This window comes from Streptomyces sp. NPDC042364 (assembly GCF_056437585.1).
Genome location: NZ_JBWKAJ010000039.1, coordinates 18,498 through 34,712 on the forward strand (window position 1 = coordinate 18,498; position 16,215 = coordinate 34,712).

Sequence of the window (16,215 nt, forward strand, 5' to 3'; positions counted from 1 at the left end):
CGCGCGGGGATGACGGGAAAGCGCTTTCCATAGTGAAGCTAGGGGGCCTGTTCCGAGCGCGTCAAGAGATGTGTATGTGATTGATGGCCGCATGTGTGAACGGCCCCTGGAACATGGCCTACCGGGCGCGCCGACCGTCCCGCGCGAGGGTCCGCCGGTAGAGGGCGACGGCCTGCTCGGCCGGGAGGTTCGGGACGGTGACGGTCTCGCCGGTCCCCTTCGCGACCACGACCTTGGCACCGCCGGGCGGAGCGGGCAGCGGGCGCCCGGAGGGGTCGGTACGGGGCGGGAGGACGGCGTACACGAGGTAGCCGACGTCGAACTCGTGGACGTGGAGTTCGGCGGGGGTGCCGTCGGGGAGCCGCGGCAGGGCGAACCGGGCACGCACCAGCTGGGCGGCCTGCGCCGGGGTGGTGGGCGGCGTACCGGAAGCCATGGGTGTCGTCCTGGGTGTCCTGGTAGCGGCGTGCGGCGTGCGGCGTGCGGTCAGAGCTGGACGGGGGTGTCGCCGAAGCCGATCTCGTTGCCGTCCGGGTCGTGGTAAGCGATCTTGCGGACGCCGTTGGCGTAGGTCTCCCGGTTCGCGGGCTTCAGCCCCCGGCCCGTGATCCCCTCGACGCGGGTGTCGAGGTCGTCGACGAACAGGGTGTGCAGGGCGTGGCCGCCGTGCCCCGGCCGGTGCTCGATGTACAGGTACCGGTGCTCAGCCAGCTCCCACACGGCCTCCGTGTCGCTGGGGACGAACGTCGGGGGCGAGCCGAACAGACGCTCGTACCAAGCGAGTGCCGCTTCGTAGTCGTTGACGAGGATGCCTGCGAACAGATCGACGGACATGACGCCATCGTAGGGGCCGAGGCGGTCCCCGGGCGGGGACGTGAACACGGCCTCCGCCGCGCGCTCCGTACAATTTGGAGCCGAACGACAGCTGAGATCCGATGTGCCCCCATGGCTCAAGGAGTGTGCCCGTGCCCGGCCAACGATCCATCACGCAAGCCGAGAAGCTGGCGGAGGCGAAGCTCGGGGGCATCCCCGTCCGTCATGAACAGATGGCGGTCGTCGCCAACATCTACCGGGCCGCGTCGGCGGTTCGGCAGCACCTGGAGAACTCGGTGCTGCGCGGCGCGGACCTGACCTGGACGGCGTTCGTCGTGCTGTGGGTGGTGTGGATCTGGGGAGAGTCGGAGACCCGGCACGTCGCGGAGGAGGCGGGCATCTCCAAGGGGACGCTCACCGGGGTCTCCCGGACGCTGGAGAAGCGGGGTCTGGTGCGGCGGGCCGGGCACCCCACCGACGGCAGGCTGGTGCTGCTCAGCCTCACCGAGGAGGGCGAGGAACTGATGCGACGGGTGTTCCCCGCGTTCAACGAGGAGGAGGCCTTCGTCACCGCGCAGCTCGACGCCGAGGAGTGCCGCAGCGTCGCCGACGGACTGCGGCGTGTCGTCCACCAGGTCGAGGACCACGGCGAGGAACGCCGCCGCACCCTCCTCGACGGCGCGCCCCCGGCCCCCCGCCGCAGCGGCCGGCGCGCCCAGTCCTAGGGCACCGCCCGGTCCCAGGACACGCACCTGACGCCGCGGGGTCGCCCTCCGGGCGATGGCGCGGAGTGTCGGACGCGGCCTCGGACGCACCGGCCCCATGGGCCCCGGTCCCGCGTCGCGGTCCGCGTGCGGGCCGTGGTGCGCGAGCGGCGTGTCGGTCCGCAGCGGGTCCGCCGGACGCGCGGGCGGCGTGTCGGTCCGCAGCGGGTCCGCCGGACGCGCGGGCGGCGTGTCGGTCCGCAGCGGGTCCGCCGGACGCGCGGGCGGGAACGAACACTGGGATGCTGGGGACGGACAACCTGTCCACGACCTGACGAACGCAGGTGGTGAGCGCCGTGGCTGGGGTCGAGCAGAGCGTGTCGGGGGCCTCCCCGGAGCGGGCCGACCCCATGGGCGACCCGTTTCTGCGGACCCGGTTCGCCGTGCCCGTGCGCCCGGCCACGTTCCTGCGGCGCGAGCGGCTGGTCGAACGCCTGGACGAGGCCCGGCTGACGCCGCTGACCCTGGTCGAGGGCGCCGCCGGCGCGGGCAAGACACTGCTGGCCGCCGACTGGGCGGCCGGGCGGGAGGAGCCCGTCGCCTGGCTCACCGCGGACACGGTCGGCCAGGCCGGCGGCATGTTCTGGGCGTACGTCCTGGAGGCGCTCCGGCGCTCCGGCGCGGGGCTGCCCGAGATCACCCCGCCCACGGACGCCCGCAGAGTCGGTCCCGCCATGCTGACCCGGCTCGCCACGGCGTTGAGCGCGCGGGAACAGCCCGCGACGCTGGTGCTCGACGAGTTCGACCGGGTGACCGCCCCCGAGGTGCCGGACCAGCTCGACTTCGTGCTGCACCACGCCGGAGCAGGGCTCCGGCTCGTCCTGGTCACCCGTACCGAACCGCTGCTGCCGCTGTACCGCTACCGCGTGGCCGGAGAGGTCTCCGAGATCAGGGACGCCGAACTGGCCTTCACCCCGGACGAGGCCGCCACCCTGCTGAAGCTGCACGGACTGCGCCTTCCGCCGACCCAGACCGACGCGCTCGTGGAGCGGACCCGCGGCTGGGCCGCCGGCCTGCGGCTGTGCGCCCTGGCGGCGCGCGAGAGCCCGCACCCGGAGACGTATCTGAAGGAGTTCGAGGCCGACCGCACCCCGATGGCCGACTACCTGCTGACAGAGGTGCTCAAGCGGCAGACACCCGAGACGCAGGATCTTCTGCTGAGGACCAGCGTCCTCGACCGTTTCTGCCCCGACCTGGCGAACGCCCTGACGGGACGCACCGACGCCGGGCCCATCCTCGCCGGGCTGCACCGCGCCAACGCGTTCGTGGAGCACCTCGGCCACACGTGGTACCGCCTCCACCCGCTGTTCGGGGAGATACTCCGCGCCCACCTCCATGTGCGCGCACCCGGCCTCGAACCCGAACTGCACCGGAGGGCGGCCGAGTGGCTGCGGGACCACGGCTCCCTCACGGAGACCCTTGAGCACGGCGCCGCGGCGGGCGTATGGGAGTTCACCGCCGGTGCCCTCGTCGACGACCTCGCCATCGGCCAGCTCTTCACCGGACTGCGCTCCGACGAACTGGCCGACCTGTTCTCACGGATGGGTCCCGAGCCGGCGAGCCCCGCCACCGACCTGGTTCGCGCGGCCCGTGAACTGGCCCGGCACGACATCGACCGGGGTCTGGCCCACCTGCGGCACGCGGAGGACGGCCTCCTGGCCCGGGATCCCGCGGCGGGCGCCGCCGACCTCTCGGCCGCCTGGCTGAGCTGCGCACTGCTGGAGGCCGTGGTGGCACGGCTGACCGGCTCACCCGGCAAGGCACTGCGGGCGGTGGCGGCGGCCGAGGAACTGAGCAGCCGGATTCCCGCCGACGTCCTGGAGAGGCATCCGGAAGTGACCGCGCAGCTGGTGGCCCATCTGGGGTCGGCCCTGTTGTGGGCCGGCCGTTTCGAGGATGCCCGTACCGCCCTGACCTCGGTGGCCGACGCCTCCGGCGCGGCGGTCACCGAATCCCTGCGCGCCGACTGCCTCGGCCGGCTGGCGCTGATCGACTGCCTGAACGGCTGGCTCGGGAGGGCGGAGCGCACCGCGCTGGCGGCGACGGCCGCGGCGGAGCGGTTCGGCCCGCCGCAGCCGTCCGGCTGCGGGGTCGGACGACTGGTTCTGGCCGCCGTGGCCGTCGACCGCGACGACCTCGCCTCCGCCGAGTCCTTCCTCGACACCGTGGACGACTCCGAGTCCGTCCTGCGCGACCCGGTGACGGACGCGGGCCGGGCCCTCACGACCGCGCGTCTGCTGCTGGCCCGCGACCGGACACAGGAGGCGCTGCGCGCCGTACGGTCGTCCGTCCCCGCCGAGGTCGTCTCACCCTGGGCCGAGGCCGGTACCGCGCTGATCACCTCCGACGTCCATCTCGCCGAGGGCCGGCCGGAGGAGGCCGCCGAACTGCTCCGGTCGCTGCCCGAGGACCAGCCGGCCTACGCGGTGGGCGCCGCCCGGGCCCAGCTGGCGACCGGCCGACCCGACGCGGCGCTCGACCTGCTCGACCGGGCGCACCCGGAGGAGCACAGCGGCCCCGCGGTGTCCGTCCGCGCCATGCTGGTGCGAGCGCAGGCCGCGGACCGGGCGGGCGACCCCGCCGCCACCCGCCGCCTCCTCGCACGGGCCCTCCACCAGGCACGCCACGAAGGACTGCGCCGGCCCTTCCGGGAAGCGGGCCCCTGGATCCGCCCGTTCCTCGCCGGGCCGCCCCTGCGGGAACTGGCGGCTGGCTGGCTCCAGCCCGGCACCGCGCACCCGGAGAGCGCCCCCGCGGCGGACGACTCCGCCTTGATCGTGGAACAGCTGAGCGGACGTGAGCGCGACGTTCTGCGGCGGGCCGCCGAGATGATGTCGACGGAGGAGATCGCCGCCGATCTGTATGTGTCGGTGAACACCGTCAAGACCCATCTCAAGAGCGCCTACCGGAAGCTGGCCGTGAACCGCCGCAACGACGCCGTGCGCCGCGCGCGTGAGCTCCGGTTGCTGTGACCCCGCGCAGCCCTCAGGCCTTTCCCGCCGCCCCCGGTCGGGGGTCGACATGGATCTTGGGGCCGGGGCCCGCGTCCGCCGGGCGGCGGCCCGCGAGGACGGGGCCGACCTCGTCGAGGCCCACGGTGGCGGCGACGAGGGGCCTGGGGTCGACCGTTCCGTCGGCGTACGCGCGGATGGTGGCGTCCAGGCCGGGGGAGGCGGACAGGATGCCGACCGCTGTGACGTCCTTGAGGACGAGGGAGCGCGTGTCGAGGGGACTGGGCTCGCCGGCCAGCCCGATGTACACGAGGCGGCCGCCCGGCTCGACGAGTTCCAGGGCCCTCGCGGGCAGCGGGGCGGCGTTCGAGGCGTCCACGACCGTGTCGAAGGGCAGGCCGGGTACCGAGTGCTCCCCCCAGGCCTGCTCGAATCCCAGACCGCGGGCGAAGGCGAGGGAGCCCTCGGTGGCACCCATCAGGTGGACCTCGGCACCGGCCGCGCGCAGGAACATCGCGACCAGCAGGCCGATCGTCCCCGGGCCCAGGACCAGGGCACGGTCACCGGGGCGCGGGGCGGCGGCCCGCGCGGCGCGCAGGGCGTTGCCGCCCGGCTCGACCAGCGCGCCGAGCACGGGGTCGACGGAGTCGGGCAGGGCGTGCAACGAGGAGGCCGGAACGGCCAGTTGCTCCGCCAGCGCACCGGCCCTGGCACCGCGGATGCCGACCTCCTGCCGCTTCTCGCACACATGCCGGCGCCCCCGCAGACAGCGGTGGCAGGTGCCACAGCCGAGCATCGTGTCGCCCATGACCCGCCGGCCGAGCCAGTCGGGCCCGACACCGTCGCCGACGGCCGTGACGCGTCCGCACCACTCGTGACCGGGCCGCACGGGGTACGCGGCGTGCCCCTGGTGGAGATAGGCCATCTCGCCGGTGAAGAACTCCACGTCGGTGCCGCACACTCCGACCCGCTCGACGTCGACCACGACCTCGCCGCGGCCCGGCACCGGTGAGGGAAGCTCCCGCACCTCGTACTCGCCCGGCCCGGTCAGCACGAAGGCGCGCATGAGTCCACCGCTCACCGGGGGGCCACGCCGTGCTGACGCCGGGCACCGGGGTACCGGATGCCGGAGTGGCCGACGTACGTCTCGTCGCCGTGTGCGGCGGGTTTCCCGCCGCCGGGGGCGCCGATGCGCGGGAGGTACACGGGCTGTCTCCAGGGTGAGGCGACGGGAAGCGGGAGTGACTCAGGCGTGCGGTCCGGCGAGCGGGCCGAGCAGTGCCCTGATCTCGTCGACCGCGGCCACCAGGGCGGCCAGGGGCGTCCGGTAGGCGAGGGCGCTGACGCTCACCGCGCCGGAGGGCGTCGTCGGCGAGGTGAGGTACACGGGCAGGGCGAGGCAGTTGACACCCGTCTCGTTCTCCTGGTCGTCGCAGGAGTAACCCTGGGCGGCCGTGCCCCTGAGCGCCGTGTGCAACTCGGCCGCCGTGCACAGTGTGCGGGGCGTCCGGCGCTCCAGCGGAACGTCGCCTGCCCACGACCGGACTCCTCCAGGGACGTCAACTCCCGGGCGAGCAGCAGCTTTCCGACCGCGGTGGTGTGGGCGGGGTTGCGGCCGCCGATCGTCGACGTCAGCCTGACGGCACCGGCGGGCGGGTCGACCTTCGCGCGGTAGACGACCTCCCGGCCGTCGAGCACCGCGTAGTGCGCCGTCTCGCCGAACCGGTGCGCCAGCGCCTCCAGTACCGGACGGACACGGACCTGCTCGGGCCGCGCCTCATGGTGGGCGAACGCCATCCGCAGGAACTCGTCCCCGAGCACATAGCGGCTGCTCGCGTCCTGGTCGGCGAGCCCGGCCCGGCGCAGCGCGCCCAGCGCCCGGTGCACGGTCGGCTTGGGGCTGCCGATCACGCGGGTCAGCTCGTCCAGCCCCACGCCGTCGGGGTACCGGGCCAGTTCCTTCAGCACGGCGAGCACCCGGTCCGAGCCGACGAGCCGACCGCCGCCGGGGCCGCTCGCACCGTCCTCGCCGGGGTCTGTCGAGCCCTCGGGTGTCTGCGTATGCTGCATGGCGTTCCAGACTCTAGATCGGCGTACCGATTACTGGAAGGGCTCGATGGTGAGGCTCCGCAGCGCGCAGTGGTACGAGGGCCAGGACCGCAACGCCTACATCCACCGGGCGTGGATGCGCCGGGGTGTGCCGGACGACGCCTTCACCGGCCGCCCCCAGATCGCCATCGCCAACACCGCATCCGACCTGACCCCCTGCAACGCGCATCTGGACGAGGTGGCGGCCTCGGTCCGCAACGGCGTGTACGAGGCGGGCGGCATCCCGCTCGACCTGCCGGTGGTGTCGCTGGGGGAGACGAACGTGCGGCCCACCGCCATGCTGTGGCGGAACATGGCGGCGATGGCCACGGAGGAGATGCTGCGGGCCAACCCCGTCGACGGCGTCGTTCTGCTCGGGGGCTGCGACAAGACGATCCCGTCGCTGCTCATGGCCGCCGCCTCGGTGGACCTGCCCGCGGTGGTGGTCCCCGGCGGCCCGATGCTCAACGGCACCTTCCGCGGCGGCCTGCTGGGCTGCGGCACCGGGGTGTGGCGGCTGTCGGAGGAGGTCCGGGCCGGCACGCTCTCCCAGGAGCAGTTCATCCGCTCGGAGTCGGCGATGATCCGCAGCCGGGGGCACTGCAACACGATGGGTACGGCGTCGACGATGGCCCTGGTCGCGGAGGCCCTGGGCACGGTGGTCCCCGGAGTGGCCGGCACCCCCGCCCCGGACAGCCGGCTGCTGGAGGCGGCGCACCGCACCGGCCGGCTGGCGGTGGACATGGTGGCGGCCGACCGGCGGCCGGGGACCTTCCTCACCAAGGCGTCGTTCCACAACGCGATCGTGGCGCTGGCCGCGATCGGCGGTTCGACCAACGCGGTCGTCCATCTCCTGGCGATCGCGGGCCGGTTGGGGATCGGCCTGACACTGGACGACTTCGACCGCATCGGCTCGCGCGTGCCGGTGCTGGTGGACCTCCAGCCGGCGGGCCGCTTCCTGATGGAGGACCTCCACCGCGCCGGCGGCCTGCTCGCCGTGCTGCGCGAGGTCCGCGACCTGCTCGACCCGGAAGCGCTGACCGTCACCGGCACACCCCTGGTCGACCACCTCGACGACGCCCGGATCTGGGACGCCGAGGTCATCCGCACCCGCGCCGAACCGCTGGTCGCCGAGGGCGGCATCGCCGTCCTGCGCGGCAACCTCGCCCCCGACGGCGCCGTCGTCAAACCGGCGGCCGCCTCCCCGCACCTGCTGCGGCACCGGGGCCGGGCCGTCGTCTTCGACTCCATCGAGGACTTCCGCGCGCGCGTCGACGACCCCGACCTGGACGTGGACGCCGACTCCGTGCTGGTCCTGCGCGGTTGCGGCCCCAAGGGCTACCCGGGCATGCCCGAGGTCTCCAACATGCCGCTGCCGAGGAAACTCCTGGAACAGGGCGTCCGCGACATGGTCCGCGTCTGCGACGGCCGGATGAGCGGCACCGCGTACGGCACGGTCGTGCTGCACGTGGCCCCCGAGGCCGCGGCCGGCGGCCCCCTCGCGCTCGTCCGAACCGGCGATGTCATCAGCCTCGACGTCGCGGCCCGCCGCATCGATGTCGAGGTACCCGCCGACGAGCTCGCGGCCCGCAAGCCCGACCGGGCCACCGTCGACGGCTTCGCCGCCCCGCGCCGTGGCTGGGAACGCCTCTACGTCGACCACGTCCTCCAGGCCGACACCGGCGCCGACCTGGACTTCCTGATCGGCTCCAGTGGCTCCGAGGTGAGCCGCGAGTCGCACTGACGCTCCTCCACGGCGTGACGCCACACGGCTCACGGTCTGGTCCGCCTGCCCCGAGAGCCCCTGGCGGACGACCCGCGCACGGGCCCGGCAGCCGCGGGGCCACACGATCCGTGCCGGGCCGCCCGAACCCGAGGCCGAGTCGTTCCAGGTGCGCGGCCACCGGCCGCGGCGGCCGTGACGGTCCTTCACCTCCGTCGGGCGGGGGCGACCCGGATGCCGGTCCGGGCCGCCGCCTCGGGTGGGAAGGGGACCGGCCCGCGCCGGGTCCTCGCCGGTTCCGTCCGTTCGGTGGACGCACCGTCGGGACACCGGCCTGCGTTCGGCGGGGGACGTGCCCGCCGACTCGGCGAAACGGGCGGTCGAGCGGGTGAAGCGTGAGGCGGCGTCCGAACCGCGGGGCATGCATGAGACCCACGGCCGTGAGCGGCCGAGTCGACGGCCAAGCACCCCAGGAGGCGAGCGGTGAACCAAAGAGACGATCAAGCCGACCCGACGACCCATCAGGTACCGGTCCTCATCGTCGGGGGTTCCCTCGTCGGCCTGTCGACGTCGCTGTTCCTGGGCCGGCTCGGGGTGAGGCACACGCTGGTCGAGCGGCACGCCGGCACCTCCATCCACCCCCGTGGGCGAGGCAACAACGTCCGCACCATGGAACTGTTCCGGACAGCCGGTGTCGAGCCGATGATCCGCGAGGCCGCCGCCACCCTGGCCGACAACCACGGCATCCTGCAGACACCCACCCTGGTCGGCGACGCGGGTGAGTGGCTCTTCAAGGAGATCGACGCGGGGGGCGGACTCGCCCGGTTCAGCTCCAGCTCGTGGTGCCTGTGCAGCCAGAACGACCTCGAACCGGTGCTGCTGGACCACGCGGCGCGCCTCGGCGGCGACCTGCGGTACGGCACCGAGCTGATGTCGTTCACCGACGACTCCGCCGGCGTCACCGCGGTGGTCAAGAGCCGCGAGACGGGCGAACACACCACGATCCACGCGGAGTACCTGGTCGCCGCCGACGGCCCCCGCAGCCCCGTCCGCGAGCAACTGGGCATCTCCCAGAGCGGTCCCGGAGACCTGTTCCACAACGTCAGCATCACGTTCCGCTCCCGCCGGCTCGCCGGCATCGTGGGCGACCGCCGCTTCATCGTCTGCTACTTGACCACCCCGGACGCCGACGGCGCGCTCCTGCCCGTGGACAACCGTGAGAACTGGGTCTTCCACGCTCCCTGGCACCCCGAACACGGCGAAACCCTGGAGGAGTTCACCGACGAGCGGTGCGTCGAGCACATCCGCCGCGCGATCGGGGCGCCCGAACTCGACGTGCAGATCACCGGCAAGGCCCCCTGGCACGCCGCCCAACGCGTCGCCCGGAGCTACCGGGCAGGTCGCGTCTTCCTGGCCGGTGACTCGGCCCACGAGATGTCCCCCACCGGAGCCTTCGGCTCCAACACCGGCATCCAGGACGCGCACAACCTGGCGTGGAAGCTGGCCGCGGTGCTGGGCGGCTGGGCGGGGGAGGGGCTGCTGGACACCTACGACACCGAGCGCCGCCCGGTGGCGGAGGCCACCAGCGCCCGCGCCGCCGCACGGTCGGTCGAGCACAGCCATCCCGGCTTCGCCCCGCCCCCCGGCGCGCAGGGCGGCCCGCAGCGCGGCATCCTCAACGTGGCCCTCGGCTACCGCTATCCGCACGGCGCCGTCGTCGGTGCCGACCCGGCCACGCCGGCCGTGCCGGAGCGCCTCGACCTGTCCGGGGAGCCCGGCAGCAGGGCGCCCCACCTGCCGGTGCGCCACCGGGGCGAACAGATCTCCACTCTGGACCTCTACGAGCGGTCGTTCGTCCTGCTCAGCGACGCGGACGACCCGAGCGGGTGGCACGAGGCCGCCCTCCGCCTCGCCGAATCGACGCCCATCCCGCTGACGTCGTACCGGCTGGGCGACGGGCCCGACGCCGAGCTGACACCCGAGGGCGACGCGGACTGGTCGGCCGCGCACGGCACGACACCGGCAGGCGCCGTGCTGGTCCGGCCCGACGGGTTCGTGGCCTGGCGGTCCCCGGACCGCGTCCCGGACGCCGAGGCGACACTGCGCGAGGTCCTGGCCACGCTGCTGGACATCTGAGCCCCCGACAGACGATCTCGGCGCCACCGGTCCGTCCGTCGCGCCCCGAGAGCCGGCCGCAGGCGCGGCCGGCCCCCGCCCGATACGACAAGCCACCCCGGCCGTCACGCCCCTCTCGCGTGGCGGCCGGCCGGCTTTCCGCCGACGCCGTCGAGCCGGTGGCGGTCACCTGGGCAGAGCACACGAGTCGCGCGCTTCCCGGGGCGGGCACAGGATCGAGAAACCGACATTCGTCCGCCTCCGCCCAACGAAGGAGAAGTGCGCAGGATGACCACCACATCTGACCGCCTTTCGGAACCGCCGACGTCAAAGGCATCGCAGCGCGTCTCCCAGTCCGTGTTCGACGGCTCCCGGCTACGCGTCGTCCTGCTCGTGGACGTCTACGACGGTGCCCAGCAGCAGTTCCTGGAGGCGTACGAGGGACTGTGCAACCAGGTCGCGTCCGTTCCCGGGCATGTGAGCGACCAGCTGTGCCAGTCCATCGAGAACCCCTCCCAATGGCTCATCACAAGTGAGTGGGAGAGCGCCCCGCCCTTCCTCACCTGGGTGAACAGCGAGGAACACGTGCGGATGGTGGAGCCACTGCACAGCTGCGTCCGGGACACCAGGTCGCTGCGCTTCCACATCGTCCGCGAGACCGGCGGCCCGGTGGCGGAGGCAGCGTCCGGGCAGCGCCGGCTCCAGGCGTCCCCCCGGATCGGTGACGGCCTGATCCGCCACGCGCTCACCTTCACCGTCAAGCCGGGCAGTGAGGACATCGTCGCCAAGATCCTCGCCGACTACGATCCCCCGAAGCCGCAGGTCGACGCCACCACCCGGCTGTGCCGCACCTCCCTGTTCATGCACGGCAACCGGGTGGTCCGGGCCATCGAGGTCCGGGGGGACCTGCTCGCCGCGCTGCGCCACGTCGCCCGGCAGCCCGAGGTGCGGGCCGTCGAGGAAGCCATCAACCCCTATCTGGAACAGGACCGGGACCTCGACGACCCCGAGTCCGCCCGGGTCTTCTTCACCCGCGCGGCGCTGCCCGCCGTACACCATGTGACGACGGGCCGGGAGAGCGGGGACGCCGAACGGCACGCGTACTACTACCCGGCCCGTGAGGGCTGCGGAATGCGGCTGGCCGAACTGCTCGCCCGGCAGGACGAGGCGGCGGCGGACGACGCGCACGGACCGGTGCTGCGCAGCACGATCTTCCAGCGCGACGACGTCGTGGTGCGGCTGGTCGACGTGCGCGGCGGCTTCGACACGGACTCCGGCCCCGTGTTCGGTCTCGCCGATCGCGCTCAGGCGGCCGAACTGACGGAGCTTCTCGACGAGGGAGCCCTCGGGGCGACGGGTACCGCTCCGCAGGACGGCGCCCACGCCCGACTCGTGCCGGCCGCCCACATGCACCTCGTCACCGACCGCCGCGCGCCCGGCGCCTGACCGCCGGCCCGGGCCGTGACGGCTACTCCCCCGTCTCCAGACAGCACAAGTTCGGAGGAACGTCGTGATCAAGAGCCATCCCGCGATCGTGGATCTCAGTGAGATCGAGTCCAACACCAGGCGCGGTGGCGATCTGCGCGCCATGCTCACTCCCACCACAGTCGGCTCCACCAGCGGTTTCATGGGTGTGGCCATCGTGCAGCCGGGCGACCGCATCGCCGAGCACTACCACCCGTACTCCGAGGAGTTCGTCTATGTCATCTGCGGGCGGCTGGAGGTCGACCTCGACGGCGAACCCCACCCGCTGCTGCCCGAGCAGGGGCTCATGATCCCCGCCCATATGCGGCACCGCTTCCGCAACGTCGGCGATGTGGAGGCCCGTCTGGTCTTCCACCTCGGCCCGCTGGCCCCGAGCCCGCCGCTCGGCCACGTCGACACCGAGGAGACCGACGCCGTACCCGTCGCGGCGAAGGCGGCCCCCGACGGCGGGCACGGGATCGCCGAGCGAAGTCGGGTCCGCTCATGACCAGGCGAGTGGCGGTCACCGGCATAGGCGTCGTCGCCCCAGGAGGGATCGGCATACCGGCGTTCTGGGATCTCCTCTCGAGCGGTCGCACGGCGACGAGGGGTATCACGTTCTTCGACCCGTCCGGGCTGCGCTCACGGATCGCCGCCGAGTGCGACTTCGACCCGGCGGCGCACGGGCTGGCGGCGGAGCAGATCGCACGCTGCGACCGGTACATCCAGTTCGCGCTGGTCGCGGGGGAGGAGGCGATACGGGACTCCGGCGTCGACCTCGCCGCGGAGAACCCCTGGCGGGTCGGGGTCTCCCTGGGCACCGCGGTCGGCGGCACCACCCGCCTGGAGCACGACTACGTCCTGGTCAGCCACCGCGGGCAGCGCTGGGACGTGGACCACCGGCAGGCCGGTCCGCATCTGCACCGGGCGTTCTCCCCCAGCACCCTCGCCTCGACGGTGGCGGAGCGGTTCGAGGCACGCGGGCCGGTGCAGACCGTCTCCACCGGATGCACCTCCGGGCTCGACGCGGTCGGGTACGCCTTCCACGCGATCGAGGAGGGCAGGGCCGACGTGTGCATCGCCGGCGCCGCGGACTCGCCGATCTCCCCCATCACGATGGCCTGCTTCGACGCGATCAAGGCCACCTCCCCGAACAACGACGATCCCGCCCACGCCTCACGGCCCTTCGACGCCGACCGCAACGGATTCGTCATGGGCGAGGGCGGCGCCGTCCTCGTCCTGGAGGAGTGGGAACACGCCCGGGCCCGAGGGGCGCACGTGTACTGCGAGATCGGGGGCTACGCCACCTTCGGCAACGCCTACCACATGACCGGTCTGACCACCGAGGGCGTGGAGATGGCCCGGGCCATCGAGGACGCCCTCGACCACGCACGGCTCGACGGCACGGCGATCGACTACGTCAACGCGCACGGGTCGGGAACCCAGCAGAACGACCGGCACGAGACCGCCGCGGTCAAACGGGTCCTGGGCGCGCACGCCTACGACACGCCCATGAGTTCCATCAAGTCCATGGTGGGCCACTCCCTCGGCGCGATCGGGGCGATCGAGGTCGTCGCCTGCGTGCTCGCCCTGGCCCGCCAGGTCGTCCCGCCCACCGCGAACTACGAGACCCCGGACCCCGAGTGCGACCTGGACTACGTCCCGCGCGTCGCCCGCGAGCGACGGCTGAACAGCGTCCTCTCCGTGGGCAGCGGGTTCGGCGGCTTCCAGTCCGCGGTGGTCCTCACCCTGCCGAAGGGAAAGACGCGATGAGCGAACCCCACACCGCGCGGCGCGCGGTCGTCACCGGGATCGGCGTGGTCGCGCCCAACGGAACCACCACCGAGACCTTCTGGAAGTCCACCAGGGAAGGCCTCAGCGTGCTGGACCGGGTCACCCGCGAAGGATGCGGGCACCTGCCGCTGCGCGTGGCGGGCGAGATCCGGGACTTCGACCCGCCCTCGGCGGTCGAGGAACGCTACCTCGTCCAGACCGACCGGTTCACCCACTTCGCCATGGCCGCGGCCGACCTGGCGATCGACGAGGCCGGCCTCGGCCGGGCCGACACCGACGCCTCGCCGTTCTCCGTGGGTGTGGTCACCGCGGCCGGTTCCGGCGGCGGCGAGTTCGGGCAGCGGGAACTGCAACAGCTGTGGGACAAGGGCAGTCGCTACGTCGGGCCGTACCAGTCCATCGCCTGGTTCTACGCCGCGAGCACCGGCCAGATCTCCATCCGCCGCGGCTTCAAGGGCCCCTGCGGGGTGGTCGCCGCCGACGAGGCCGGCGGCCTGGACGCGCTGGCGCACGCGGCGCGGGCGGTACGGCGCGGCACGGACGTGCTGGTGGCCGGTGCGACCGAGGCGCCACTGGCCCCCTACTCGGTGGTCTGCCAGCTCGGCTACGCGGAGTTGAGCACGGTGGACGTCCCCGAGTGCGCCTACCGGCCGTTCACCTCCTCGGCCTGCGGGTTCGTGCCCGCCGAGGGCGGCGCCATGCTCGTCGTCGAGGCCGAGACCTCGGCCCGGGAACGGGGCGCGCCCGTACGGGCGACCCTGGCGGGACACGCGGCGACGTTCACCGGAGCCTCCCGCTGGCAGCAGTCCAGGGAAGGACTGGCCCAGGCCATCCGGGGCGCCCTGGACGAGGCCGCCTGCGCCCCCGAGGAGATCGACGTGGTCTTCGCCGACGCCCTCGGCGTACCGGAGGCGGACCGCGCCGAGGCACTGGCGATCGCCGACGCGCTGGGCGGCCACGGCAGACGCGTCCCCGTCACGGCGCCGAAGACCGCCATCGGCCGGGGCTACTGCGCGGCACCCGTCCTGGACGCCGCCGCGGCGGTGCTCGCGATGGAGCACGGCCTGATCCCACCCACCCCCAACGTCCACGACGTCTGCCACGACCTCGATCTCGTGACCACGCAGGCCCGCGCCACAGAGCTGCGCACGGCGCTGGTCCTCAGCCGAGGACTCATGGGGTCGAACTCGGCGCTGGTGCTACGGCGCGGCGCCACCGACGCCTCATAGCGAGGCCTCGTCAGCACCCATCACGGAGCAAGGAGAGAAACCGCATGAGTGACATCATCACCGCGGAAGAGCTGGCCGAGCTGATGAAGAAGGCCGCCGGAGTCACCGTGGCCCCGGAGGACCTCCGACAGCGACCCGACGACGGCTTCGACAGCTTCGGCATCGACTCGCTCGGTCTGCTCGGCATCGTGGGCGAACTGGAGAAGCGCTACGGCACACCGATGCCCCCGGACTCGGAGAAGAGCAAGAGCCCCCGGCAGTTCCTCGACGCCGTCAACGGCGCGCTTCCGGCAGGAGCCTGACATGGCCGGACACACGCAGAACGAGATCACCATCGGCGCGCCGGTCGACCTGGTCTGGGACATGACCAACGACGTCGAGAACTGGCCGCAGCTGTTCAGCGAGTACGCCTCCGCCGAGATCCTCTCCCGGGAGGGCAACCGGACCACCTTCCGGCTGACCATGCACCCCGACGAGAACGGCACCGTGTGGAGCTGGGTCTCGGAACGCGAGACACACCGCGACACCCTGAGCGTGCGGGCGCGCCGTGTCGAGACCGGCCCCTTCGCCTACATGAACATCCTGTGGCAGTACGAGGAGGTGCTCGACGGCACCCGCATGGTGTGGACGCAGGACTTCGAGATGAAGCCGGACGCACCGGTCGACGACGACTGGATGACGAACAACATCAACCGGAACTCCAAGGTCCAGATGGCTCTGATCCGGGACCGGATCGAGCAGGCCGCCAAGGAACGCCGGCTCGTGCCGACGCTGTCCGACTGATCCCGACGGAGGACAGGACGATGCACCAGTCTCTGATCGTCGCCCGCATGGCCCCGGGGTCGGCCCCCGACATCGCCGACGTGTTCGGGGAGTCGGACCGGGGAGAACTGCCCCACCTCGTGGGGGTCGCCCGGCGCAGCCTCTTCCAGTTCGGTGACGTGTACCTGCACCTCATCGAGTCCGAGCAGGACCCCGGACCCGCCATCGCGAAGGCGGCCGGGCATCCCCTGTTCCGGGACGTCAGCGAACGTCTGTCGGCGTACGTCACCGCGTACGACCCGGCTACCTGGCGCTCGCCGAAGGACGCGATGGCGCACTGCTTCTACCGCTGGGAGCGGGAGCCCGCCTCCTGAACCGCCGCCGCGCGGCGCCGGGGGGCCGGGGCCCCCCCGGGGGGGGGGCCCCCCCCCCCCCCGCCGCGGCCCCCCCCGGCCCCCCCCCCCCCGGGCCGGGGCGCGGCGCCCCCGCGGGGCGGGGGGGTCGGGGCGGCG

The 16,215-nt window shown here is 73.1% G+C and carries 15 protein-coding genes and 1 pseudogene; 11 read left to right on the forward strand and 5 right to left on the reverse strand.

The genetic code is table 11. The features are described 5' to 3' along the window. Nucleotides 1–118: 118 nt before the first annotated feature. Nucleotides 119–436: a hypothetical protein gene (locus AC067N_RS38140; protein ID WP_478683545.1), complete on the reverse strand. Its 318-nt coding sequence runs from the start codon at nucleotides 434–436 to the stop codon at nucleotides 119–121. A 50-nt stretch (nucleotides 437–486) separates the two neighbouring features. Next, on the reverse strand, nucleotides 487–834 hold the full coding sequence (locus AC067N_RS38145) for a VOC family protein (protein WP_478683546.1): 348 nt from the start codon (nucleotides 832–834) through the stop codon (nucleotides 487–489). A 131-nt stretch (nucleotides 835–965) separates the two neighbouring features. Here AC067N_RS38145 and AC067N_RS38150 point away from each other — a divergent pair, with 131 nt between their 5' ends. After that, a complete protein-coding gene (locus tag AC067N_RS38150; RefSeq protein ID WP_478683547.1) occupies nucleotides 966–1,538 on the forward strand; it encodes a MarR family winged helix-turn-helix transcriptional regulator in 573 nt (190 codons plus the stop codon). A gap of 326 nt (nucleotides 1,539–1,864) precedes the next feature. Further along, complete coding sequence (locus AC067N_RS38155) at nucleotides 1,865–4,549, forward strand: winged helix-turn-helix domain-containing protein (protein ID WP_478683548.1); 2,685 nt, start codon at nucleotides 1,865–1,867, stop codon at nucleotides 4,547–4,549. A gap of 13 nt (nucleotides 4,550–4,562) precedes the next feature. Here AC067N_RS38155 and AC067N_RS38160 read toward each other — a convergent pair whose 3' ends face one another. The 3 genes and pseudogenes from AC067N_RS38160 to AC067N_RS38170 form a co-directional block, all read right to left on the reverse strand. Beyond that, nucleotides 4,563–5,594 (reverse strand): zinc-dependent alcohol dehydrogenase, encoded by a 1,032-nt coding sequence (locus tag AC067N_RS38160; RefSeq protein ID WP_478683549.1) that lies wholly within the window; start codon nucleotides 5,592–5,594, stop codon nucleotides 4,563–4,565. An 11-nt stretch (nucleotides 5,595–5,605) separates the two neighbouring features. After that, the gene (locus tag AC067N_RS38165) at nucleotides 5,606–5,734 is read right to left on the reverse strand and encodes a hypothetical protein (RefSeq protein WP_478683550.1); all 129 of its coding nucleotides are present in this window, start codon (nucleotides 5,732–5,734) and stop codon (nucleotides 5,606–5,608) included. A 40-nt stretch (nucleotides 5,735–5,774) separates the two neighbouring features. After that, nucleotides 5,775–6,598, reverse strand: a pseudogene (locus AC067N_RS38170) (IclR family transcriptional regulator). A 46-nt stretch (nucleotides 6,599–6,644) separates the two neighbouring features. Between AC067N_RS38170 and AC067N_RS38175 the strand changes: the two are divergent. The 9 genes from AC067N_RS38175 (at nucleotide 6,645) to AC067N_RS38215 (ending at nucleotide 16,077) form a co-directional block, all read left to right on the forward strand. Then, nucleotides 6,645–8,360: an IlvD/Edd family dehydratase gene (locus AC067N_RS38175; protein WP_478683551.1), complete on the forward strand. Its 1,716-nt coding sequence runs from the start codon at nucleotides 6,645–6,647 to the stop codon at nucleotides 8,358–8,360. Nucleotides 8,361–8,822: 462 nt separating this feature from the next. Then, nucleotides 8,823–10,475, forward strand: a complete 1,653-nt coding sequence (locus AC067N_RS38180) for an FAD-dependent oxidoreductase (protein ID WP_478683552.1) — start codon at nucleotides 8,823–8,825, stop codon at nucleotides 10,473–10,475. A 267-nt stretch (nucleotides 10,476–10,742) separates the two neighbouring features. Further along, nucleotides 10,743–11,900: a SchA/CurD-like domain-containing protein gene (locus AC067N_RS38185; RefSeq protein WP_478683553.1), complete on the forward strand. Its 1,158-nt coding sequence runs from the start codon at nucleotides 10,743–10,745 to the stop codon at nucleotides 11,898–11,900. Between the two features lie 64 nt (nucleotides 11,901–11,964). Continuing rightward, complete coding sequence (locus AC067N_RS38190) at nucleotides 11,965–12,426, forward strand: cupin domain-containing protein (protein ID WP_478683554.1); 462 nt, start codon at nucleotides 11,965–11,967, stop codon at nucleotides 12,424–12,426. Continuing rightward, complete coding sequence (locus AC067N_RS38195) at nucleotides 12,423–13,691, forward strand: beta-ketoacyl-[acyl-carrier-protein] synthase family protein (protein ID WP_478683555.1); 1,269 nt, start codon at nucleotides 12,423–12,425, stop codon at nucleotides 13,689–13,691. The genes AC067N_RS38190 and AC067N_RS38195 overlap by 4 nt, the downstream gene beginning before the upstream one ends. Next, on the forward strand, nucleotides 13,688–14,941 hold the full coding sequence (locus AC067N_RS38200; protein ID WP_478683556.1) for a ketosynthase chain-length factor: 1,254 nt from the start codon (nucleotides 13,688–13,690) through the stop codon (nucleotides 14,939–14,941). Before AC067N_RS38195 ends, AC067N_RS38200 begins: the two co-directional genes overlap by 4 nt. Before the next feature lie 44 nt (nucleotides 14,942–14,985). Then, nucleotides 14,986–15,243, forward strand: a complete 258-nt coding sequence (locus AC067N_RS38205; protein WP_478683557.1) for an acyl carrier protein — start codon at nucleotides 14,986–14,988, stop codon at nucleotides 15,241–15,243. 1 nt (nucleotide 15,244) lies between these two features. Beyond that, nucleotides 15,245–15,724, forward strand: a complete 480-nt coding sequence (locus AC067N_RS38210; RefSeq protein ID WP_478683558.1) for an SRPBCC family protein — start codon at nucleotides 15,245–15,247, stop codon at nucleotides 15,722–15,724. 20 nt (nucleotides 15,725–15,744) lie between these two features. Further along, nucleotides 15,745–16,077, forward strand: coding sequence for a TcmI family type II polyketide cyclase (locus AC067N_RS38215; protein WP_478683559.1), 333 nt, complete (start codon nucleotides 15,745–15,747; stop codon nucleotides 16,075–16,077). The last annotated feature ends 138 nt before the right edge of the window (nucleotides 16,078–16,215 follow it).

Excerpts from the sequence above, each read along its gene's own strand:
- AC067N_RS38140 (WP_478683545.1), bottom strand. The coding sequence starts at position 436 with ATGGCTTCCGGTACGCCGCCCACCACCCCGGCGCAGGCCGCCCAGCTG.
- AC067N_RS38145 (WP_478683546.1), bottom strand. The coding sequence starts at position 834 with ATGTCCGTCGATCTGTTCGCAGGCATCCTCGTCAACGACTACGAAGCG.
- AC067N_RS38160 (WP_478683549.1), bottom strand. The coding sequence starts at position 5,594 with ATGCGCGCCTTCGTGCTGACCGGGCCGGGCGAGTACGAGGTGCGGGAG.
- AC067N_RS38175 (WP_478683551.1), top strand. The coding sequence starts at position 6,645 with ATGGTGAGGCTCCGCAGCGCGCAGTGGTACGAGGGCCAGGACCGCAAC.
- AC067N_RS38185 (WP_478683553.1), top strand. The coding sequence starts at position 10,743 with ATGACCACCACATCTGACCGCCTTTCGGAACCGCCGACGTCAAAGGCA.
- AC067N_RS38195 (WP_478683555.1), top strand. The coding sequence starts at position 12,423 with ATGACCAGGCGAGTGGCGGTCACCGGCATAGGCGTCGTCGCCCCAGGA.
- AC067N_RS38200 (WP_478683556.1), top strand. The coding sequence starts at position 13,688 with ATGAGCGAACCCCACACCGCGCGGCGCGCGGTCGTCACCGGGATCGGC.
- AC067N_RS38205 (WP_478683557.1), top strand. The coding sequence starts at position 14,986 with ATGAGTGACATCATCACCGCGGAAGAGCTGGCCGAGCTGATGAAGAAG.
- AC067N_RS38210 (WP_478683558.1), top strand. The coding sequence starts at position 15,245 with ATGGCCGGACACACGCAGAACGAGATCACCATCGGCGCGCCGGTCGAC.
- AC067N_RS38215 (WP_478683559.1), top strand. The coding sequence starts at position 15,745 with ATGCACCAGTCTCTGATCGTCGCCCGCATGGCCCCGGGGTCGGCCCCC.